General features: G+C 66.6%; 20 protein-coding genes. All 20 read right to left on the minus strand.

Features of this window, described 5'->3' with window-relative positions; all coding sequences use genetic code 11:
• Nucleotides 1-111: 111 nt before the first annotated feature.
• The gene (locus QN397_RS03390; protein WP_187054289.1) at nucleotides 112-975 is read right to left on the minus strand and encodes an isocitrate lyase/PEP mutase family protein; all 864 of its coding nucleotides are present in this window, start codon (nucleotides 973-975) and stop codon (nucleotides 112-114) included.
• The gene (locus QN397_RS03395; protein ID WP_323494925.1) at nucleotides 965-2,449 is read right to left on the minus strand and encodes an FAD-dependent oxidoreductase; all 1,485 of its coding nucleotides are present in this window, start codon (nucleotides 2,447-2,449) and stop codon (nucleotides 965-967) included. Before QN397_RS03395 ends, QN397_RS03390 begins: the two co-directional genes overlap by 11 nt.
• A complete protein-coding gene (locus tag QN397_RS03400; RefSeq protein ID WP_323494926.1) occupies nucleotides 2,446-3,060 on the minus strand; it encodes an isochorismatase family cysteine hydrolase in 615 nt (204 codons plus the stop codon). The genes QN397_RS03395 and QN397_RS03400 overlap by 4 nt, the downstream gene beginning before the upstream one ends.
• The gene (locus QN397_RS03405; protein WP_323494927.1) at nucleotides 3,057-5,147 is read right to left on the minus strand and encodes a hydantoinase/oxoprolinase family protein; all 2,091 of its coding nucleotides are present in this window, start codon (nucleotides 5,145-5,147) and stop codon (nucleotides 3,057-3,059) included. Before QN397_RS03405 ends, QN397_RS03400 begins: the two co-directional genes overlap by 4 nt.
• Complete coding sequence (locus QN397_RS03410) at nucleotides 5,144-6,823, minus strand: hydantoinase B/oxoprolinase family protein (RefSeq protein ID WP_323494928.1); 1,680 nt, start codon at nucleotides 6,821-6,823, stop codon at nucleotides 5,144-5,146. The genes QN397_RS03405 and QN397_RS03410 overlap by 4 nt, the downstream gene beginning before the upstream one ends.
• The gene (locus QN397_RS03415) at nucleotides 6,816-7,349 is read right to left on the minus strand and encodes a 3-isopropylmalate dehydratase (protein ID WP_323494929.1); all 534 of its coding nucleotides are present in this window, start codon (nucleotides 7,347-7,349) and stop codon (nucleotides 6,816-6,818) included. Before QN397_RS03415 ends, QN397_RS03410 begins: the two co-directional genes overlap by 8 nt.
• Nucleotides 7,346-8,650, minus strand: a complete 1,305-nt coding sequence (locus tag QN397_RS03420; RefSeq protein WP_323494930.1) for a 3-isopropylmalate dehydratase large subunit — start codon at nucleotides 8,648-8,650, stop codon at nucleotides 7,346-7,348. Before QN397_RS03420 ends, QN397_RS03415 begins: the two co-directional genes overlap by 4 nt.
• The gene (locus QN397_RS03425; RefSeq protein WP_323494931.1) at nucleotides 8,647-9,600 is read right to left on the minus strand and encodes a tripartite tricarboxylate transporter substrate binding protein; all 954 of its coding nucleotides are present in this window, start codon (nucleotides 9,598-9,600) and stop codon (nucleotides 8,647-8,649) included. The genes QN397_RS03420 and QN397_RS03425 overlap by 4 nt, the downstream gene beginning before the upstream one ends.
• A 24-nt stretch (nucleotides 9,601-9,624) precedes the next feature.
• A complete protein-coding gene (locus QN397_RS03430) occupies nucleotides 9,625-10,335 on the minus strand; it encodes an ABC transporter ATP-binding protein (protein WP_323500085.1) in 711 nt (236 codons plus the stop codon).
• Nucleotides 10,332-11,123 (minus strand): ABC transporter ATP-binding protein, encoded by a 792-nt coding sequence (locus QN397_RS03435; protein WP_323500086.1) that lies wholly within the window; start codon nucleotides 11,121-11,123, stop codon nucleotides 10,332-10,334. Before QN397_RS03435 ends, QN397_RS03430 begins: the two co-directional genes overlap by 4 nt.
• Complete coding sequence (locus QN397_RS03440; protein ID WP_323500087.1) at nucleotides 11,116-12,162, minus strand: branched-chain amino acid ABC transporter permease; 1,047 nt, start codon at nucleotides 12,160-12,162, stop codon at nucleotides 11,116-11,118. The genes QN397_RS03435 and QN397_RS03440 overlap by 8 nt, the downstream gene beginning before the upstream one ends.
• On the minus strand, nucleotides 12,159-13,031 hold the full coding sequence (locus tag QN397_RS03445; protein WP_323494935.1) for a branched-chain amino acid ABC transporter permease: 873 nt from the start codon (nucleotides 13,029-13,031) through the stop codon (nucleotides 12,159-12,161). The genes QN397_RS03440 and QN397_RS03445 overlap by 4 nt, the downstream gene beginning before the upstream one ends.
• A gap of 22 nt (nucleotides 13,032-13,053) precedes the next feature.
• A complete protein-coding gene (locus QN397_RS03450; protein ID WP_323500088.1) occupies nucleotides 13,054-14,268 on the minus strand; it encodes an ABC transporter substrate-binding protein in 1,215 nt (404 codons plus the stop codon).
• Between the two features lie 25 nt (nucleotides 14,269-14,293).
• Complete coding sequence (locus QN397_RS03455; RefSeq protein WP_323500155.1) at nucleotides 14,294-15,112, minus strand: GntR family transcriptional regulator; 819 nt, start codon at nucleotides 15,110-15,112, stop codon at nucleotides 14,294-14,296.
• Between the two features lie 101 nt (nucleotides 15,113-15,213).
• The gene (locus QN397_RS03460; RefSeq protein WP_323500089.1) at nucleotides 15,214-16,320 is read right to left on the minus strand and encodes a mandelate racemase/muconate lactonizing enzyme family protein; all 1,107 of its coding nucleotides are present in this window, start codon (nucleotides 16,318-16,320) and stop codon (nucleotides 15,214-15,216) included.
• A 31-nt stretch (nucleotides 16,321-16,351) separates the two neighbouring features.
• A complete protein-coding gene (locus QN397_RS03465) occupies nucleotides 16,352-17,167 on the minus strand; it encodes a transporter substrate-binding domain-containing protein (protein ID WP_323494938.1) in 816 nt (271 codons plus the stop codon).
• Between the two features lie 77 nt (nucleotides 17,168-17,244).
• Nucleotides 17,245-17,973: an amino acid ABC transporter ATP-binding protein gene (locus QN397_RS03470; protein WP_323494939.1), complete on the minus strand. Its 729-nt coding sequence runs from the start codon at nucleotides 17,971-17,973 to the stop codon at nucleotides 17,245-17,247.
• Nucleotides 17,957-18,604, minus strand: a complete 648-nt coding sequence (locus tag QN397_RS03475) for an amino acid ABC transporter permease (RefSeq protein ID WP_323500090.1) — start codon at nucleotides 18,602-18,604, stop codon at nucleotides 17,957-17,959. The genes QN397_RS03470 and QN397_RS03475 overlap by 17 nt, the downstream gene beginning before the upstream one ends.
• A 19-nt stretch (nucleotides 18,605-18,623) precedes the next feature.
• Complete coding sequence (locus QN397_RS03480; protein WP_323500091.1) at nucleotides 18,624-19,307, minus strand: amino acid ABC transporter permease; 684 nt, start codon at nucleotides 19,305-19,307, stop codon at nucleotides 18,624-18,626.
• Between the two features lie 7 nt (nucleotides 19,308-19,314).
• Nucleotides 19,315-20,166, minus strand: a complete 852-nt coding sequence (locus QN397_RS03485; RefSeq protein ID WP_323500092.1) for a fumarylacetoacetate hydrolase family protein — start codon at nucleotides 20,164-20,166, stop codon at nucleotides 19,315-19,317.
• Nucleotides 20,167-20,178: the final 12 nt, after the last annotated feature.

Below are 20,178 nucleotides of genomic sequence, written 5' to 3' on the forward strand. Positions count from 1 at the left end.
AAAATAAAACGAACGGTCGTTCTATTTTGCACGCATTGACTCCACGCCGACCAAAGTCCGACGGTCACGAAAGGTTAATCAGAAGCCTGTGCGGGGACGCTCAGCCGAGCGTCATTCGTACTTCTGTCCGTTCCGAATCAGCTCCGGCGTGCCGATAACTTCGTTCAGCCCGTCGAAATCCAGCATGCGATCGCGCCACGGCTGCGTGGTGCGATGGGCCTGCAGGCTGCCGTAGTAGCCCTGCAGCGTATGCACGACGGCGCGCGCGGTGCCGCCCGGAAAGATCGCGATACGAAAGCCGTGCGCCTGCAATGCATCGGCGTCGTGAATCGGCGTCTTGCCGCCTTCGACCATGTTCGCCAGCAGCGGCACGCGATGCGCGAAGCGGCTGCAGGCCGCGTCCATCTGCTCGGGCGAGCGCAGCGCCTCGATGAACAGCGCGTCCACGCCGGTCGCCAGATAGGCCTCGGCGCGGTCGAGCGCCGCGTCCAATCCTTCGACGGCCGCAGCATCGGTGCGCGCGAGGATCAGCGTGTCTGCGGAAGTGCGCGCGTCGAGTGCCGCCTGCAGCTTGCCGACCATCTCGCGCACCGGCACCACGGTCTTGCCGTCGAGGTGGCCGCAGCGCTTGGGAAAGGTCTGGTCTTCGATCTGGACCATCGCGGCGCCCGCGCGCTCGAAGCCGCGCACCGTGCGCTGGGTGTTGAGCGCGTTGCCGAAGCCGGTGTCGGCATCGACGATGACCGGCAGTCGCACCCGCTCGGTGATGCGCGAGAGCGTGTCCTCGACCTCGGTGAAAGTGGTGAGGCCGATGTCGGAACGACCGAGCCGCGTGTAGGCGATCGAGGCGCCCGAAAGATACAGCGCCTCGAAGCCTGCCTGCTCCGCCACCAGCGCGCTGAGGGCGTCGTAGACGCCGGGCGCGAGCACGATGTCGTTACGCGCCAGCCGGGTCTTCAAAGTTTCATTCGCCATTCGATTCCTTCGGGTTGCCGATGAGCTTGGCCGCCGTGGTTGCAGTCGCTGCAGTCGCTGCGGCAAGGTAGCCACCCGCCACCGCGCTCAGCAAGCCGTTGCCGGAGAGATAGCCCCACACCGCATTGCCCGACACACCGCCGGCCGCACCGCCCGCGGCCAGCAGATTGGGCAGCACGCTGCCGTCTTGGCGCAGCACGCGCATGTCGGGTGCGACATCGAGCCCGCCCTGCGTATGGAACAGCGCACCCGTGACCTTCACCGCGAAGTACGGCGCCACGAGCGCGCGCGAAAAGCTGCGGCCATCGGGCTGCGCTGACGCGTGCCCCCTGTCCATGCCCATGCCAATGCCCATGCCCATGACATCGAGCGTGGCTTGCAAAACGACCTCGTCGCAACCGATGCACGCGGCCAGTTGCGCCACGGATTCGCAGCGGCGCAACGCACCCGCTGCCTCCGCTTCGCAGAAGTCCGGAAAGCCCCGCGCCAGCGCGAGCAGCGGCGCGTCGAACACGTTCCAGGCGATGCCATCCGGCTGCGCCAGCACCTGCACCGCGGCCTCGGAGTAGCCCCGCGTTTCGTCGTGAAAGCGCCGGCCTTCGCGGTTCACCTGGATGCCGCCTTCCATCATCACGGCCCAGGTCATCAGTGCCCCCTGCGGCGTCACCCAGGAGCCGTGGCCCTGGTAGCCGCCGAGGTCACGCGACCGGGCACCCAACGCTTCGCCCCAAAGAACGGCACTGCCGTCGTTGCCGGCATGGCCACCGAAGGTCGCATCCGCCATCTCGGGCAGCAGCATGCGCACCATCTCCGCATTGCCGCCAAAGCCGTTGCAGGCCAGCAGCAGCACATCGCACGCCAGTCGTTCTTCACGGCCATCGGGGCGCCGGTAGCCGACGCCGATGACGCGGTCTTCCTCATCGAGCCACAGCGTGTCGACCAGCGCCTGTGTGAGCACCGGAATGCCCGCCGCTTCCACCGCGGCCTGCAACCGCGCCATCAATGCCGCGCCGGTCTTCTGCGGCAGCGCGTGCATGCGGTGCCGGCTGTGGCCGGGATAGAGAAAGCCATCGAGCACGATCCAGTCGAATCCGTGCCGCTCTTGCAGCGCGTCGAGCGCGGGGCCGATCGCTTGCGCGTACGCCTGCACCAGCGCAGGGGCTGCATCGCCATGCGCCTTGGCCTGGATGTCGGCGGCAAAGCGATCGGCGCTGTCGTCGACGATGCCCTGCGCCCGCTGCGCGCGCGTGTCCGGCGCGGGGATGAAGCCCGACGACAGCGCGGTCGAGCCGCTCGGCACTGCGTCGCGTTCGAGCACCACGCAGTCGATGCCGGCGTCGTGCAGCATCAGCGCCGCGGTGAGGCCGCAAGCGCCGGCGCCGACGATGGCGACCGAGGTTTGCACCTCTGCATCGATTCGGTTGGCGCGGCGTATCTCGCGCTTCAAGGCAAAGGTCGATTCCGTCGCGGTCATGCCAACGCGCCCACGAAGCCCGCGCAGTCAGTGACCTCCGCCACGTTGCGCATGTCGGCCAGCGATATTTGATGTCGCTCGTCGCCGAAAGCGGCGCAGCCATCGCCCAGCACCAGGGTGCGGTAGTCGCGCATGTGAGCGTCGCGCACCGTGCTGGCCACGCCGCCGTTGGTGACGATGCCGCAGACCGCCACCGTGTCGATGCCGGCGCGCCGCAGCACCCAGTCGAGCTGCGTGTTGAAGAAGGCCGAGTAGGCGACCTTGCTCACGGTCACATCGATCAGCCCGCCCAACGCATCGACGTTGGCCTGGCCCCAGCTGCCGGGCGCGAAGTCGCCCTGCTTCAGGTACGGGCGCAGCGCCATCAGGTGCGGCGAGATCATCGGCGCACCCGACGCATCGGGCCACAGCGTGAACTGGCTGGCGACGACGAGCCCGCCCGCAGCCTTCAGCGCGCGTGCGACTGCCGCGACCCGCTCGGGCAAGAGCAACGCCGGCGGGTTGGTGTCGCCGCCGCGTGCGTAGGCGCCCTTCGCATCGAGGAAGTCGTTTTGCAGGTCGATGATGACCAGCGCGGTCTTCAGCGCGACAAGGGTTGCGCCGGTGCTCATGACAGCCGCACCAGCAGGTTGCCGAAGGCATCGACCTCGGCGTGAAAACCAGGCTCGAGCCACACGGTGGTGTCGGCCTGCTCCAGGATCGCGGGCCCGTCGATGCGCGCGCCGACCGGCAAGTCCAGCCGCGCATAGCGTGTCGCGTCGTGCCATCGGCCTTGATGAAACACGCGCTGCGTTCCCAGCGGCGCGGTGCTGCCCGTGCCTTCAGGCGCCAGCACCGCCAGGTCGAACTTGGGCCGCACGCCGATGCGCGCGTAGCGCAGGTTCATGACGCGGATCGGGATGCCATCGAGCACGCGACCGAAGGCGACGGCGTACGCGGCCTCGAAGGCGCTGCGAATCGACTCGCGCGTCAACGTCGCCCCGCTGCCCTCAGGCAAGGTCACGGGCAAGGTGTGGGTCTGTCCCGCATAGAGCATGTCGAGCGCCACCACCTCGCGCACTGCATCGAAGCGGACGCCCGATGAGTCGAGCCGGGCCTGGCACGATGCCGCGAGCGTCGCGACACGCTGTCGCAGATCGTCGACGTCGACATCGGCCAGCGGCCGGTTGATGGTCTGCACCGCGTCGTGCCGCATGTCGGCGATCACGCAGCCCAATGCCGAGGTGACGCCGGGATAGCGCGGCACGATGCCGGTCGACACACCGACCTCGCGCATCATGGCGCACACATGCAGCGCGCCGCCGCCGCCGAACGGCATGTAGGCGAACTTGCGCGGATCGTGGCCGCGCTCGATAGACACCAGCCGGATCGCACCGGCCATGCGTGCATTGGCCACCGTGAGGATGGCTTCGGCCGCCGCATACACCTCGAGCCCGAGCGGCTGTGCCACATGCAGCTCGATCGCTTCGCGCGACTTCTCTGCATCGAGCGCTGCCAGCAAGCCACCACCGAGTGGACGATCGGCAGCGATGCGACCGAGCAGCACGTTGGCATCGGTGACGGTCGGGCGCATGTTGCCGCGGCCATAGCAGGCCGGGCCGGGCACGCTGCCGGCCGACTCGGGACCGACCTGCAGCATGCCGCTTGCATCGACCGAGGCGATCGAACCGCCACCCGCACCGATGGTTTCGATCTGGATCATCGGCGAGCGGATCACCATGCCGAACTCGATGGCGGTCTGCGCGGCCAGCGCCGCTTCGCCGTTGGCGACCAGCGAAACGTCGAACGAGGTGCCGCCCATGTCGCCGGTGATGGCGTCGGGGAAGCCGGCGGCGCGCGCGATGGCGGCGCATGCGATGACGCCCGCGGCCGGGCCGGAGAGCGCGGTGCGCACCGGCAGGTCGCTCGCGGTCTGGCGCGACATGACGCCGCCGTTGCTTTGCACCACCAGCAGTTCGCCGTCGAAGCCTTGTGCGCGCAGGTCCGACTCCAGTCGCGCGAGGTAGCTACCGACAACGGGCTGCAGCGCGGCATTGAGCGTGGCGGTCGAGCAGCGCTCGAACTCACGGATCTCGGGCAACACTTCGTGCGCCGATGTGACGTGCGCGTTGGGCCAAAGTTCGCGCACGGCGGCCACCGCCTGTTGCTCGTTCACCGGGTTGGCGTAGGTGTTGATGAAGAAGACACAGACCGCTTCGCAACCGGCTTCGAGCAGCGCACGGGTCTGCTGGCGCACCTGCTCCAGATCGACCGGCGTGTGCAGCGTGCCGTCGGCCAGCACGCGCTCGTCGACCTCCAGCCGCAGGTCGCGCGGGACCACCGGCAGGAAGGCGCCGCGCAGTCCCCAGGTTTGCGGCCGGTCGCGGCGGCGCATCTCCAGCACGTCGCGGAAACCGCGCGTCGTGATGATGCCGGTGCGCGCCACCTTGCGCTCCAGCAACGCGTTGGTGCCGACGGTCGTGCCGTGCACGATGGTGGCGATGGCCGCGGCCGAATCGGCCACGCGCGCCACGCCGTTCATGAAGCCGCGCGCTTCTTCGCCGCGGGTCGACGGCACCTTGACGATGCGCGCCGTGCCCTTCGCTTCGTCGAGCACGAAGAGGTCGGTGAAGGTGCCGCCGACATCGACGCCCACCACGAGTCCGGACGCCAGACCGTGCGCTGGGCCGGACGTGCTCTCTTTGTTGGTTTCCGTCATTTCACATAGCCCATTGCGTGGTCGTTCTTCTGCGCTTCTTCACTGCGTTCGGCGAATGGACCCCAGCCACCGCCGCCCGGTGTCTCGAGCCGCACGCGCTCGCCCTGCGCCAGCCGGATGCCGTGCATCTTCGACACCATCGGCGGCGTCTGCCACTCGCCGTCGTTCTCGTAGCGGAACACGTTGAGCGCGCCGCTTCCGCCGCCGGCGATGCCCTTGGGCGGCGAGCTTCCGCGCTCGCCGAACAGGTAGACCTCGGCATCTTTTTCGAGCAGCTCGATCTCGTAGACCGCGCCGAGCCCGCCGCGGTATTGGCCCTCGCCGCCCGAATCGGGTCGCAGCGACCATTCGGTGAAACGTACCGGGTATGCCGCCTCGAGGATTTCGAGCGGCGGGATGGTGGCGGTGGAGATCGGCGCGTTCGCGTGCGACAGCCCATCGCCTGCCGAGTGGCCACCATGGCCGCCGCCGAAGAAGCTGAACAGCACCCAGCGCTGACCCTTGCGCGCTGCATCGGTGCGATGCCCGGCGATCGACAGCGCGTTGATGGTGCCGTAGGCATGCGCCACCGCGCGTTGCGGATCGGCCTGTGCGGCGGCGCTGAAGATCACGTCGATCATGCGCAGGATGGTCTCGGTGTAGCCGCCGACCGGACGCGGCCGCTCGCAGGTGATCACCAGCTTGTCGGGCATGACGAAGTCGACCGCGTCGAGCACGCCGGCGTTGGCCGGCACGTCCGGGAACAGGTGCTTGAGCGCGACATAGCAGGCCGCCACCGACGTAGCGCGCGAAATGTTGACCGGCCCCGCGCACTGCGGCGAGGTGCGCGAGAAGTCGAGCGTGAGCCGGTCGCCCGCCACCGTCATGTCGAGCGCGATGGTCAGCGGCTCGTTCACGATGCCGTCGTTGTCGAGCAGGTCCTCGAAGCTGTAGCGGCCGTCGGGCAACGAAGCGATGTGCGAGCGCATCAGCTTGAGCGCCCGGCTGCGCAGCTCGCCCATGGCTTGCAGCACGGTGGCGTCGCCGTATTCGTCGAGCAGGCCGTCGAGGCGACGCGTGCCGAGCTGCAGCGCGGCGAGCTGGCCGTTCAGGTCGCCCCAGAGGCTGTCCGGCAGGCGCGTGTTCGCGCGCAGGATGGCGAGCACGTCGGGGTCGAGCACGCCGTTGCGCACGATGCGCACCGGCGGGATCTGCACCGCCTCCTGCCAGCATTCGGTGGCGGCCGGGTTGTAGTTGCCGGGCACTGCGCCGCCGACGTCGTGCCAGTGCGCGGCCGAGGCCATGTAGCAGTACAGCTTGCCGCTGCGGAAGAACGGCTTCACCAGCTTGAAGTCGTTGGCGTGCGTGCCGCCGTCGTACGGATCGTTGCTGATCCAGATGTCGCCGCCCTGCATGCCGCCACGCGGCTCGGCGGCGCTGGCGGTGGCGCGCACCGCGAAAGCCATCGCGCCGACGAACACCGGCAGGCCCGACTTGCCCTGCACCAGCGTGTCGCCGGTGGTCGCATCGTAGAGGCCGTGGCAGGCGTCGTGCGCCTCGGCAATGATGGGATTGAAGGCGCTGCGATACAGCGTTGCGTCCATCTCGTCGGCCACCTGTTCGAGGCGGCCGCGCAGCACGGCGAGCGTGACGGGGTCGAGCACGGCAGGCGCCGCAAGGGTTGTGTTGTCAGGCATCGAGGGGTTCCTTGCCAGCACGCTGGCGTAACTGATTCATCAAGCCGCCGGCTCGCACCATGTCGACCAGAAAGCCGGGAATGGCCTCGCAGACGAGGCGCGCGCCGTCGGGGTCGATCACGGCGGGTTCCATCAGATCGAGGAAGATGCGATCGCCATCCTTCAACGTCTCGGCTTCGGCGCAGGTGAGCAGCAGCAGGCCGACGTTGAATGCGTTGCGAAAGTACAGCCCGCTGTACGAAGGCGCGATCACCGCGGCCACGCCCAGGTGCACCAGCGCTGCGGCGGCTTGCTCACGAGAGGAGCCGATGCCGAAGTTGGGTCCGGCCACGATCACGTCGCCAGGCTGCACTTCGCGTGCGAACTCGGGGCGCACGGTTTCGAGGCAGTAGGTCGCGATGACGTCGATGCCGTGCTTCATCGCATGGCCTGGTGCGAGCAGGTCGGTGTCGATGTCGGCGCCGAGGCGCCAGACCTTGTGCAGCGATCGCGGTGTCTGCGGTGTCTGCAGCGCTTGCAACGTCATGCCAGCACCTCGCGCGGGTCGGTCACGCGGCCACGCAAGGCCGCAGCCGCCACGGTGTACGGCGAACCCAGGTAGACCTGTGCACTCGGCGAGCCCATGCGCCCCTTGAAGTTGCGGGCGGTGGTCGACATCACCGTGATGTCGTCGCCCATCGGATCGCCGTAGCCGGCGCAGGCGCCGCACGCGGTTGGGAACAATTCGGCGCCAGCGTCCATCAACGTCTGCAGCACGCCTTCGTCGCGCGCCAGTTCCTGGTCGCGAAGGCTGGCGGGTGCCACGATCAGCCGAATGCCCGTGGCCACCTTGTGGCCGCGCAATACCTCGGCCGCGGCACGCAGGTCTTCCAGCTTGGCGCCGGTGCAGGCGCCGATGTAGGCCACGTCGATAGGCGTGCCCGCGTAGTGGCTCACGCCCAGCGAGTTGGCCGGGCTGTGCGGTGCGGCCACATGCGGCTCGAGCGTCGCGGCATCGAAGCGGTGCTGGGTGAGCACCGCGTCCGCGTCGGTGAACCACGGCGTCGGGTCGACCGGCGGTGCGCCGGCTTCTGCCAGAAACGCTGCGGTGGTCGCGTCGGGCGCGATCAAGCCCGCTTGCGCACCGAGCTCGGCGCTCATGTTGGAAAGCGTCATCCGTTCCTGCATCGACAACGCCGCGACCGCCGGCCCGGCGAACTCGACCGCCTGGTAGCGACCGCCGTTCATGCCGAAGCGGCCGAGCATGTGCAGCATCATGTCCTTGGCGGTCACCCCGCGCGGCAGCGCGCCGTCCCACCACATGCGGATGGTCTCGGGCACGCGCAGCCAGATCTCGCCCATGACCACCACGCCCAACATCTCCGTGCTGCCGACACCGAACATGTAGGCGCCGAAAGCGCCGCCGGTCGGCGAGTGCGAATCGCCGCCGACGCACAGCATGCCGGGGCGGATGTGGCCGTGCTGCGGCACCACCACATGGCAGATGCCCATGCTGTCGTAGACGTGCGGCAGGTCTTGCTCACGCGCCCAGTCGCGCGCGATGCGCACGATGCGGCGCGAGTCGTCGTCGCGCTCGGGCACGTAGTGGTCCATCACCAATACGACGCGCGACTTGTCCCATATCTGCGCACCCAGTTCTTCCAACATCGGCTGCAACCTGCGCGGGCCCGACGAGTCGTGGAACATAGCCATGTCGACCTTGCAGGTGACGATCTCGCCGACCGCAACGCGCTCGCGACCGCAGGCGTGCGCGATCAGCTTCTGCGCCAGCGTCTGGCCGGCCGCCGTACGGGTGGCGGTTGCGCCGGTAGTGGCAATGCTCGTCATTCGGGCTTGGCTCCGGAGAACTTCACCACCTTGCCCCAGCGCGCGATCTCGCTGTCGACGAAGGCCGAGAACTGCGCGGGCGAATTGCCGACGGCCGTCGCGCCTTCGGTGTCGAGGCGCTTGCGCATCTCGGGCTGGACGATGGCCTTGCGCGCCGCGTCGCCGAGACGGCCGGCCAGTTCGGGCGGCATGCGGCCGGGGCCGAACAGGCCGAACCAGGCACTCGACTCGTAACCCGGCAGCACCTCGGCGATCGCAGGAACGTCGGGAAACTCGGATAACCGCTTGGCGCTGGTGACGCCCAGCGCCTTCAGCTTGCCGGCCTTGATGTGCGCCTGCACGTTGCCGATGGCGGCGAACATCAGCTGCACCTGGCCGGCCAACACGTCTTGCACGGCCGGTGCGGTGCCGCGGTACGGGATGTTCACGATGAACACGCCCGACTGCATCTTGAAGGCCTCGCCCGCCATGTGCAGCGACGAGCCCAGCGCACCGATCGCGAAGTTGAGCTGGCCGGGCTTGGCCTTGGCCAGCGCGATCAATTCGCGCACATCCTTGGCCGGCACCGACGGATGCGCGACCAGAATCGACGGCGAGGTCGCGACGCAGGTGAGCGGCGTGAAGTCCTTGACCGGGTCGAACGGCAGGCTCGGATAGAGCGTCGCGTTGATCGCGTGACTGGTGAAGCTCATCAGCAGCGTGTTGCCATCGGGCGGCGACTTGGCCACCGCGTCGGCTGCGATGTTGCCCCCGGCGCCCGGCTTGTTCTCGACCACCACCACGCGGCCCAGCAGCGGTCCCATGCTGACGGCGAGAGAGCGCGCGAGCGTGTCGGTCGAGCCGCCTGCGGGGGCGCCGACGAGGATGCGGAGGGGCACGCCACCGATCTGGGCGCGCGCTGTGCCGGCCGCCATCGCGGCAGAAGCCAAGAGCAGGTCACGACGTTTCATCACTTTTTTGTCTCCAGCTCGAATTCACAAACCGAGGTACGCCCGACGCAGTTCGTCGCTGCCGAGCAGCTCTTGCGGCAGCCCCGAGAAGCGCACGCTGCCGTTCTCCAGCACATAGGCGCGGTCGGCGATCTCCAGCGACTGGCCCACGTTCTGCTCGACCAGCAGCACGGCCAGCCCTTCATCGCGCAGGCGACGAATCAGCGCGAACATCTCTTCGACCAGCAACGGGGACAGGCCGAGCGAGGCTTCGTCCAGGATCAACAGCACCGGCTCGGCCATGAGGCCACGGCCGATCGCCAGCATCTGCTGCTCGCCGCCGCTCATCGTGCCGGCGTGTTGCCTGATGCGCTCCTTCAGTCGCGGGAAGATGCCAAATACCTTTTCGAGGTTGGCGGCGCGGCGCTCGCGGGCGCGGGTGAACGAGCCGAGTTCGAGGTTCTCCAGCACGCTGAGATTGGGGAACACCTTGCGGCCTTCGGGCACCTGGATCAAGCCGGCCTTCACCACGTCGCGGTAGTGCGCGCCGCTCAGGTCGTGACCGTCGAAGCGCACTTGGCCGCTCCATGCCGGCACCAGGCCGCACACCACCTTGTTGAGGGTCGATTTGCCGGCACCGTTGCTGCCGAGCAGCGCGACCATCTCGCCGGCGTTCACTTGCAGGTCGACGCCGCGCAGCACCTCGACGCGGCCGTAGCCGCCGCGCAGATCGGTGATCTCCAGCAGCGCTGTCATGTCGCTGCTCCCGATGCTGTTGTTGTTGCCACTGCGGCCGCTGCAGCCGCCTTGCGCAAGCGCGCTGCCGTGCCATGCCCCAGGTAGGCCTCGACCACCCGGTCGTCCGAGGTCACGGCCGCAGGATCGCCCTCCGCGATCAGCTGTCCCTGGGCCAGCACCCACACGTGTTCGGCGAGGTGCATCACCGCCTGCATGACGTGCTCGATCATCAGCACCGTCACGCCGCTGTCGGCGATGCCGCGCACCACCGGCATCATCTCGGCGATCTCCTGCGGGTTGAGGCCGGCGAGCACTTCGTCGAGCAGCAACAGCCGGGGTCGCGTGGCGAGAGCGCGGGCCAGTTCGAGCCGCTTGCGGCCGGCCACCGTGAGATCGGACGCGGGCTTGTCGAGCTGCGGCGCCAGACCGACCTGCTGCGCCACCTGCTCCGCACGATGCAGCGCGGCGCTGCGGCTGCGTTCGTGCAGATGCACGCCGACCGCGATGTTCTCGCGCACGGTCTGCGCGGCAAAAGGCTTCACGATCTGGAAGGTGCGCGTCATGCCGAGCAGTGCGTTGCGGTGCGGCTCGCGGCCGGTGATGTCCTGCCCCGCGAAGTGCACCGTGCCGCTGTCCGGCTTGAGGAACCCCGACATCAGCGCGAACAGCGTGGTCTTGCCGGCACCGTTCGGCCCGATCAGCGCAGTGAGACTGCCTTCGCGCACCGACAGGCTGACGTTCTGCACCGCCTTCAGCCCACCGAAGGATCGCGACAGGCCGGCGATGGCGAGCAACGGCTCAGTCATTTCGTCTCCCTTCGCCGATCTCTTTGTCGTCCGACTTACCGCCCCATCTACCGCCACCGCTACCTGCCCACAGCTGCCGCACCGACAACCCGATGCCCGCGATGCCGCGCGGCAGAAAGATCACGATCGCCACCAGCACCACGCCGTAGATCACCATGTTGATGCCCGGCAGTTCGCCGAACAGGTTGCGCGTGAGGTCGGCCAGCACATGCAGCACCACCGCGCCGAGCACCGGCCCCCACAGCGTGCCCATGCCGCCGACGATGGCCGCGACCAGCGCTTCTACCGAGGTGACCGAGCCATAGGCGATCGCAGGGTCGATGTACTGGAACACCTGCACATAGAACGCACCGGCGGCACCCATGAACGCGCCCGAGATGCCGATGGCCGCGAGCTTGACGCGGAACGGGTTGACCCCGACCGCACGCGCTGCGTCTTCGTTGTCGCGCACCGCTTGCAGGTAGCCGCCGAAGCGCCCGTTGCGCAGCCACCAGGTCACCAGCAACGCCGTGACGACGAAGCCGAGCACCAGCCACAGCGAGCCTGCGCGCGTCGCGAACTGCATGTTGGCGACGGACTCGCGCAGCGGCACCATGAGCCCGACGCCGCCACCGGTGAAAGGCACCGAGAGCGCGACGATGCGAAACACTTCCGCAAACGCCAGCGTGACCAGAGCGAAGTAAGAGCCCTTGAGCCCGTAGCGAAAGCTCAGGCCCCCGACGAACAGCCCGACCGCCGCGCTGCCCGCCACCGCGAGCGGCAGCGCGAGCCACGGGTTGATGCCGCCCTGCAACTGGGCGATGGCCTGGATGTAGGCGCCAGTGCCAAAGAACAGCGCATGCCCAAAGGAGAACTGTCCACCGAACCCGCCGAGGATGTTCCACGCCTGCGCGATCAGCGTCGCATAGAGCGCCATCATCACGAAATTGAGCGATGCGCCGGAGCTCGTGACCAGCGGCAGGCAGGCCACCACCACCGCGAACAGCGCGATGCCGGCCAGCTGCCGAACGCCCTGCCCTTCGCCCGAGAACCGGTTCATGCCTTGCTCCCGAACATGCCTTGCGGCCGGAACAGCACCACGCCGATGAAGATCGCGAAGATGCCGATCTGCCCGAGCGATTCACCCAGGTACAAACCGCCGAGCGACTCGACGATGCCCACCAGGAAGCCGCCGATCAGCGCGCCGACGAAGCTGCCCATGCCGCCGAGCACGACGATGGTGAAGGCCACCAGCACGAAGCCGCCGCCGACCTGTGGATTCACGTAATAGGCAGGCAGCAGGAAGCAGGCTGCTGCGCCGAGGCAAGCCAGGCCGATGCCGAAGCTCATCGCGTAGACATGCTCGACATCGATGCCCATGAGCTTGGCGCCCTCCTGCTCCTTGGCGACGGCGCGGATGGCACGGCCGAGGTCGGTGCGGCCGATCACCCAGAACAACAACGCCGAAGCCACCAGCGCCCCCGCGAAGGCCACCAGCTTGGGCACCGCGATCATCGCCGGCCCGATCGCGACCGTGCTCAGCGAATAGGCCGTGTCGATGCTGCGCGTGTCCGACTTGAAGAACAGCAAGGCGAGGTTCTCCAGCACGATCGAGATACCGAGCGTGGCCAGCAGGATGTTTTCGTCCTTGCCGTGCCCTGCCCGGTTGATCACGATGCGTTGCAGGCCGTAGCCGAAGACGAACATGCCCGCCATCACGATCGGCAGCGCCATGTACGGATCGACGCCCAGCCGCTCTTTCATGAAGTACACCGCGTACAGCGCCACCATCAGGCAGGCACCGTGGGCGAAGTTGATGATGTGCAGCACGCCGTAGATCAACGTCAGGCCGAGTGCGATGAGTGCGTACACCGCACCGGTCGTCAGGCCGTTCAGCGTCGACGAAAAGAGAATCCCGGGATCGAACATGCGGCTGAAGTGAAGAACGCGATCAGGCCTTCATCGGAAACACCGGCTCGACCTCACGGTAGTCGCGCGGAATGATGACCTTGATGTCGTTCTTGACCACCTGCGTCATCAACGGCTGCGCGCCTTCGTTCTGGCCGTTGACGAATTTGGTCGGGCCGTACGGCATCACATGGTTGGAGAAGGTGCTCGATGCGAGCGCATCGATAAGCGCAGCACGATCGGTCGATTTGGCGCGCTCCAGCGCATCGGCCAGCAGGCCCATCGCGGTGTAGGTCATGAAGACCTCGTAGCTGAAGAACTGCCCCTTGGCCTCGACCCGTTTGCGCAGCTCTTGCGCGCGCTTGTCCTTGGGGTTGAACCAATGATTGCAGTCGATGATGCCGTTGGCCGCTTCCGGAAATTCCTTCACGAACTTGTAGCTCGACGCCGCACCGCCCAGCACGGAGAAGATGGCCTTGGGCTGCACCTTCTGCTGCTGCATCGTGCGCACCAGCAGCGCGTATTCGTTGTAGTAGTTGGCCGGGATCACGATGTCGGGGTTGATCGACTTCATGCGCAGCACGATGTTATTGAAGTCGCGCGTGGGGTTGGCGTGCTTCACCACTTCCTTCACGTCGAAGCCGTAGCCCGGCAGCTCGCGCGCAAGCAAGGCGGCGGTGCCGGAGCCGAACAGCGACTCCTCGTGAATGATCATCACCGTCTTGGCGGGGTTGCCGGCGGCACGGTTGAGCACCAGCAGGTTGGCCATCGCGACCTCGGTCGACTTCTTGTAGCCGGGACCGAAGCGGAAGGTGTTTTTCAACCCGCGCTCGACGATCTGGTCGGCCACGCCGACGTCCACCACGTGCGGCAGGTTGTACTTGGCCGCGGCCTGGGTGGTCGCCAGGCAGATGGCCGACGCGAAAGCGCCGACGATGGCCGACACACCCGCCTCGTTCATCTTCTCGACCTCGGCCGCGCCGGCCTGCGGCTGCGACTGCGCATCACCGAGCAAGGCTTCGAGTTGCGCACCGCCGAGCGATTTGATGCCGCCGGCCTTGTTGATGTCTTCGATCGCGAGTTGCGCGCCGAGCCGGCATTGCTGGCCCGAATAGGCCAGCGCACCCGTCACCGGATGCAGCACGCCGACCTTGACTGTCTTCGGCTGCGCGCCGGCGACGAGCGGAAAGGCCACGGTGGAAGCCACGGCAGAGGCTACGGCGGCGGAATGCGAGATGAAGCGGCGACGGTTTTGCATGGTGGTTCCGGTCAAGTGAATCGGGCTAAGTGAATTGGGCTGAAAGATCTTTGCTGACCCACACCTTGGCATCGACGCTGCCGACGCGCGACAGCTCGAGTTCATAGGTGTAGCGATCAGGGCGGTAGAAGCCGTGCAGCCATTGCACGGGACGCTCGGCGTCGTCGTAGATCAGGCGGCGCACGGCGAGCAACGCGGTGCCGACGGCCACGTCCAGACGCTCCGCCAGAATGTTGTCGGCAAGGCGCGCCGAGATGGTCTGGTGCGCGCGCCCGACCCGCACGCCGGACTCTTCGAGCAGCATCAGGATCGGCTTCTTCGCCAGCTCACGCCGCCCGAACTTCCGTGCGATCTCGGCGGGCACATAGGTGGTGATGTGGGACAACGGACCGGCGCCGGTGGAGCGCACCCGCACCGCTTTCTGCACCGGATCGCCGAGCTTCAGCTGCAGCGCCTCGGCGACTTGCGTGGAAGCCGTGATCGTGGCCACCTCGATCACCTTGACGGAGGTGTGTAGGCCCATCGTGACCAGGTTCTCGAGCAGGCCGCGCAAGTTGGCTCTAGCCATGCCGGGAGCCCCGCCATGGCCGCCGCTACCGCCCGCTCCGTTGGTTGCTGGCGCCGCAGCCGGCACCACGAGTCGCGTGCGGCGCCCCGGCGTGCGCGAAATCAATCCTTCGGAAGAAAGCCGCTCCAGCGCCCGCCGCACCGTGACGCGCGCCACGCCGAACTGCGCCATCAACGCCAACTCGCCCGGCACGCCGTCCACGAAGCGCCCTTCGTCGAGTTGCTCCCGCAGCACCAGGTAGACCTGGTGGTACTTGGGCAACGGCATCTGCGGCATCAGCGACATGCCGCCGATGTTTTGCTACTTCGAATGTTCTGTCAATGGGACATTTAGTGCGGCGTGGCGCCGAAGCGCGAGGCCGCGACCGACGCGAGAGTTCAACGAACGACGATCGGCTCGAACTTGCGCCGCGCCTCGAGCTGCGCCGGGTCCCATTCGATGCCGAGCCCCGGTGTTTCGGGCGCGACCGCGTGGCCGGCCTCGATCTGCAGGCGGCTGCTCGTCAGGTCGTCGAGTTGCGGGATGTACTCGACCCAGCGCGAGTTGGGCACTGCGGCGCACAGGCTCACGTGCAGCTCCATCAAGAAGTGCGGGCACATCGCAATGTTGTGGGCTTCGGCGAGGTGCGCGACCTTGAGCCACGGCGTGATGCCGCCGATGCGCGCCACGTCGGCCTGCACGATCGAGCAGGCGCCCTGCTTCACGTACTCGCCGAACTGCGACAAGTGGTACATCGACTCGCCGACCGCGATCGGCACGCTGGTGCTGGCCAGCAGTTGCGCATGCGCCGCGACGTGCTCGGCGGGCATCGGCTCTTCGAACCAGGCGAGGTCGAGCTCGGCGTACTGGTGCGCGCGCCGGATCGCTTCGGCCAGCGAGAAAGCCTGGTTGGCATCGACCATCAAGTCGAAGCCCGGACCGACAGCTTCGCGCACCGCCGACAGCCGCGCCATGTCTTCGGCCACATGCGGTTTGCCGACCTTGATCTTGGCGCCGAGAAAGCCTTGCGCCTTGGCCGCCAGCGTTTGCTCGACCAGCTCCGAAGGCGCCAGGTTCAGCCAGCCGCCTTCGGTCGTGTAGACCGGAATGCGCGACTTGGCACCGCCCGCCATGCGCCACAGCGGCAGGCCCTGGGTCTTGCCGTTTCGGTCCCACAGCGCGGTGTCGATGGCGGCCAGTGCGAGGCTGGTGATGGCGCCGACAGCGGTGGCGTGCGTATGAAAGAACAGGTCACGCCAGATCGCTTCGTACCGCTGCGGGTTACGCCCGATGAGCTGTGGCGCCAGGTGATCGCGCAGCAGCGCGACGATCGACGAGCCGCCGGTGCCGATGGTGTACGTGTAGCCGATGCCTTCCGATCCATCGTCGCAGCGCACCGTGACCATCACGGTCTCCTGCGTCACGAAGGACTGGATGGCGTCGGTGCGAACCACCTTCGGCGGAATGTCGATCTGGGTGATCTCGACCTGGTCGATCTTTGCCATCGCGTGCACCTTCGGGGTTCGGCTCGCTGGCTCAGGCGCCGTTCTTCGTCACCTCGTCAGGCAGATCGGCACCGTGGAACTTCTTGTAGATCGCGTTGAGCTTGCCGTTCTTGAGGTTGGTGCGCACCCAGGCGTCGACCTTGTCCTTCAGCTTCGTTTCGCCCTTCTTGAAGCCGACCGCAAGCATGTTGACCTTCATCACGAACTTCACTTCCATCTGCTTGGCCGGGTTCTTTTCGTTGATGGTTTTAAGCAGCGAAGGAGCGGTCGCGAAGATGTCGGCCTGGTTGCTGACGATGGCCGTGATCGATGTCGCATCGTCGTCGAAGCGCACGATGGTCGCGTCCTTGGGCAGGATCTTGGTGATCTCCTGATCGTTGGTGGTGCCACGCGTCGAGATCACTTTCTTTCCCGACAGATCGGCCGCGCTGGTTATGGCCATGCCCTTGGGGGCGCCCACGACGGCAGCGATGCCGGCATAGGGAATGGAGAAGTCGACGACCTTCTCGCGCTCGGGCGTGATCGACAGGCTGGAGATCACGATGTCGGCCTTGTCGGTCTGCAAGAACGGAATGCGATTGGCGCCCGTGGTCGGCACGATCTCGAGTTCCAGCCCAAAGTCTTTGGCGAGCAACTGAGCCGTCTCGACATCGGAGCCGGTGGAATTGAGCTTGTCGTCCTTCATGCCGTAGGGGGGCACCGCCATGTCGATCGCGATGCGGATCTTCTTGGCGGCGGTGATGGTGTCGAGCTGGTCGGCGTGCACGGTGACGGAGCCGAGTGCGGCGCCTGCGAGCAGCAGGCTCGACAGCAGGACGTTAAGGTGGCGGCGTTGCAGGTTTTTCATGTCTCGTGGTCTCGGTTTTTTTGAAAGTGGTTTGAAGAAGCAGGAGCGGCCGCAGCGGAACGGCCGGGGCGGAGCCGCTACAGCCCGTTGCCCAGAAACTGCCGCAGCTCGGGCGTCTTGGGGTCGGCGAGCATCGATGCGTCGCCCTCCTCCCAGATCTGGCCCTGGTGCATGAAGATGATCTTGTCGGCCACGCCGCGCGCAAAGGCCATCTCGTGGGTGACCAGCACCATCGTCATGCCGTTGGCAGCGAGTGCCTCGATCACGCGCAGCACCTCGCCTGTCAACTCCGGGTCGAGCGCGGATGTCACCTCGTCGAACAGCATCAGTTGCGGCTTCATCGCGAGCGAACGCGCGATGGCCACGCGCTGCTGCTGGCCACCCGAAAGCTGTTCGGGATACGCATTGGCTTTCTCCGCCAGGCCGACCTGTTGCAGCACTTCCATCGCGACGACACATGCATCGGCGGCGCTCATTCGCTTCACCGATGTCGGCCCGAGCGTGATGTTCTGCAGCACGGTGAGGTGCGGGAAAAGGTTGTAGCTCTGGAACACGATGCCGACATCGCGGCGCAGTGCGCGCACGTTCAGGGCTGGGTCGTGGACCGCGTGGCCGCACACGTTGAGCGTGCCGCTGTCGACGGTTTCGAGCCGGTCGATGCAGCGCAACGCGGTGCTCTTGCCCGATCCGCTCTTGCCGATGATGGCGACCACCTGGCCGCGCTCCACCGAGAACGACACGCCGCGCAGCACATGCAGCGCACCGAACTTCTTGTGGACCCGATCGAGTTCAACCACGGCTGGCATTGAGCTTCCTTTCCAGTGTGCGACTCCAGCGCGAGAGCGGGTAGCACATGGCGAAATACATGAGGGCGGCGCAGCCGAAATAGATGAAGGGCTGAAAGGTCGAGTTGTTCAGCACCTTGGCGTTGTACGAAAGCTCGGCAAAGCCGATGACCAGCGAAGCGATCGAGGTGTTCTTGATGATCTGCACCATGAAGCCGACCGTTGGCGGCGTCGCGATGCGCAGCGCCTGCGGCAGCACGATCTTCTGCATGCGCTGCCAGCGCGTGAGGCCGATGCATTCGGCGGCCTCCCACTGGCTCTTGTGAACCGACTGGATGCAGCCGCGCCAGATCTCGCCGAGAAAGGCGCTCGAATAAATGGTCATCGCCAGCGCGGCCGCGATGAGCGCGGGCATCGAGCCGATGCCAACGATGCTCGGGCCGTAGAAGCACAGCCCCATAAGAACAAGCAGCGGCGTGCCCTGCACGACCTGGATCCAGGCGGTCGCCGCCACCCTAACGCCGCGCATCGGCGCGATGCGGGCCAGTGCCACCGCCAGGCCGGCGAGGCCGCCACCGACAAACGTCAGCACCGACAAGGCGAGCGTGCCGAGCATGCCCATGAAAAGAAAAGTTGCCTGCTCGCGCGTCATGAGGACTGATCGAGCAAAGTCACAGCGGCGTGCCGAGCTTGCGGCGCCGCGTGAAAACGAACTGGCCCAGCAGCCAGAAACCTGCACGCATCATGTAAGACAGCGCGAGGTAAACCACCCACAACACGATGAAGATCTCGAAGTTGCGAAAGGTGTCGGACTGGATGCGGTTGGCGATACCCAACAGCTCTTCGGCACCGATCGACGACATGATGCTCGACGCCAGCATCAGCAGCACGAACTGGCTGGTGAGCGACGGGTACACGCGCTCCACCGCCGGCCGCAGGATGACGTGCCAGAACACCTGCACCGGCGACATGCCGAGGCAATCGGCCGCTTCGAGCTGGCCCTTGTGGATCGACTCGATGCCGGCGCGAATGATCTCGCAGGTGTAGGCGCCGATGTTGATGACGAGCGCCAGCGTGGCGCCGACCATGATCGGCATCGTGATGCCGATGCTCGACAAACCGAAGATCAAGAAATAACTCTGGATGAGCAGCGGCGTGTTGCGGATCGCTTCCACATACGCACTCACTCCCCAGCGCAGCCAGCCGACCTTGCTGTTGCGGCCGACCGCGCACAACGCCCCCAGCACGAAGCCGATGACAGTGGCGAGGAACGACAGCTGGACGGTGACCCATGCGCCTTCGAGCAACAAGGGCCACTGCGCCAGCACCGCAGCAAAGTCGAACTGGTACTTCACGCGGGCTTCAGAGCTTGAAGCCGACGACGTCTTGCCGCTGCTCGCCCAGACCGTCGATGCCCAGCGTCATCACGTCGCCCTTTTTCAGGAACACCGGCGACGGCTTCATGCCCATGCCGACGCCCGGTGGCGTACCGGTCGTGATGATGTCGCCCGGCTCCAGCGTGTTGAGCTGGCTCACATACGCGACGAGCTTGGCAACGTTGAAGATCATCGTCTTGGTGTTGCCGGTCTGCACGCGCTTGCCGTTCAGGTCGAGCCACATCGCGAGCTTCTGCGGATTGGGCACTTCGTCCCGCGTGACGAGCCAGGGGCCGATCGGGCCGAAGGTGTCGAAGCCCTTGCCCTTGTCCCAGGTCAGGCCGCGTTCGATCTGCCATTCGCGTTCGCTGACGTCGTTGATGACGCAGTAGCCGGCGACGTAGTTGAGCGCGTCCTTCTGCGACACGTAGCGTGCGCGGGTGCCGATGATCACGCCGAGTTCGACTTCCCAGTCGCCCTTGACGGAATTTTTGGGCAGCATCACCGGATCGTTCGGACCCTGAATGCAGCTGATCGCCTTGGTGAAGACCACCGGCTCTTTGGGGATCGGCATGCCGGATTCAGCGGCATGGTCGGCGTAGTTCAGGCCGATGGCGATGAACTTGCCGACGTTGGCGACCGGGCAGGCAAAGCGTGGCTTGCCGCGGACCAGCGGCAGCTTGTCGGTCTTGAGCTTTTGCAGCTTGGCGATGGCGGCATCGCCGAGCTGATCGGCGCCGATGTCCTTGATGACGGCGCTCAGGTCGCGCAGCTGGCCTTGGGCGTCGATGAGGCCCGGCTTTTCTTTGCCGGGGTTGCCGTAGCGAACGAGTTTCATGCTTTCCTTTCA

Source organism: Variovorax sp. RTB1 (assembly GCF_035018765.1).
Classification (GTDB): domain Bacteria; phylum Pseudomonadota; class Gammaproteobacteria; order Burkholderiales; family Burkholderiaceae_C; genus Variovorax.

Excerpts from the sequence above, each read along its gene's own strand:
- QN397_RS03390 (WP_187054289.1), bottom strand. The coding sequence starts at position 975 with ATGGCGAATGAAACTTTGAAGACCCGGCTGGCGCGTAACGACATCGTG.
- QN397_RS03395 (WP_323494925.1), bottom strand. The coding sequence starts at position 2,449 with ATGACCGCGACGGAATCGACCTTTGCCTTGAAGCGCGAGATACGCCGC.
- QN397_RS03400 (WP_323494926.1), bottom strand. The coding sequence starts at position 3,060 with ATGAGCACCGGCGCAACCCTTGTCGCGCTGAAGACCGCGCTGGTCATC.
- QN397_RS03405 (WP_323494927.1), bottom strand. The coding sequence starts at position 5,147 with ATGACGGAAACCAACAAAGAGAGCACGTCCGGCCCAGCGCACGGTCTG.
- QN397_RS03410 (WP_323494928.1), bottom strand. The coding sequence starts at position 6,823 with ATGCCTGACAACACAACCCTTGCGGCGCCTGCCGTGCTCGACCCCGTC.
- QN397_RS03415 (WP_323494929.1), bottom strand. The coding sequence starts at position 7,349 with ATGACGTTGCAAGCGCTGCAGACACCGCAGACACCGCGATCGCTGCAC.
- QN397_RS03420 (WP_323494930.1), bottom strand. The coding sequence starts at position 8,650 with ATGACGAGCATTGCCACTACCGGCGCAACCGCCACCCGTACGGCGGCC.
- QN397_RS03425 (WP_323494931.1), bottom strand. The coding sequence starts at position 9,600 with ATGAAACGTCGTGACCTGCTCTTGGCTTCTGCCGCGATGGCGGCCGGC.
- QN397_RS03430 (WP_323500085.1), bottom strand. The coding sequence starts at position 10,335 with ATGACAGCGCTGCTGGAGATCACCGATCTGCGCGGCGGCTACGGCCGC.
- QN397_RS03435 (WP_323500086.1), bottom strand. The coding sequence starts at position 11,123 with ATGACTGAGCCGTTGCTCGCCATCGCCGGCCTGTCGCGATCCTTCGGT.
- QN397_RS03440 (WP_323500087.1), bottom strand. The coding sequence starts at position 12,162 with ATGAACCGGTTCTCGGGCGAAGGGCAGGGCGTTCGGCAGCTGGCCGGC.
- QN397_RS03445 (WP_323494935.1), bottom strand. The coding sequence starts at position 13,031 with ATGTTCGATCCCGGGATTCTCTTTTCGTCGACGCTGAACGGCCTGACG.
- QN397_RS03450 (WP_323500088.1), bottom strand. The coding sequence starts at position 14,268 with ATGCAAAACCGTCGCCGCTTCATCTCGCATTCCGCCGCCGTAGCCTCT.
- QN397_RS03455 (WP_323500155.1), bottom strand. The coding sequence starts at position 15,112 with ATGCCGCAGATGCCGTTGCCCAAGTACCACCAGGTCTACCTGGTGCTG.
- QN397_RS03460 (WP_323500089.1), bottom strand. The coding sequence starts at position 16,320 with ATGGCAAAGATCGACCAGGTCGAGATCACCCAGATCGACATTCCGCCG.
- QN397_RS03465 (WP_323494938.1), bottom strand. The coding sequence starts at position 17,167 with ATGAAAAACCTGCAACGCCGCCACCTTAACGTCCTGCTGTCGAGCCTG.
- QN397_RS03470 (WP_323494939.1), bottom strand. The coding sequence starts at position 17,973 with ATGCCAGCCGTGGTTGAACTCGATCGGGTCCACAAGAAGTTCGGTGCG.
- QN397_RS03475 (WP_323500090.1), bottom strand. The coding sequence starts at position 18,604 with ATGACGCGCGAGCAGGCAACTTTTCTTTTCATGGGCATGCTCGGCACG.
- QN397_RS03485 (WP_323500092.1), bottom strand. The coding sequence starts at position 20,166 with ATGAAACTCGTTCGCTACGGCAACCCCGGCAAAGAAAAGCCGGGCCTC.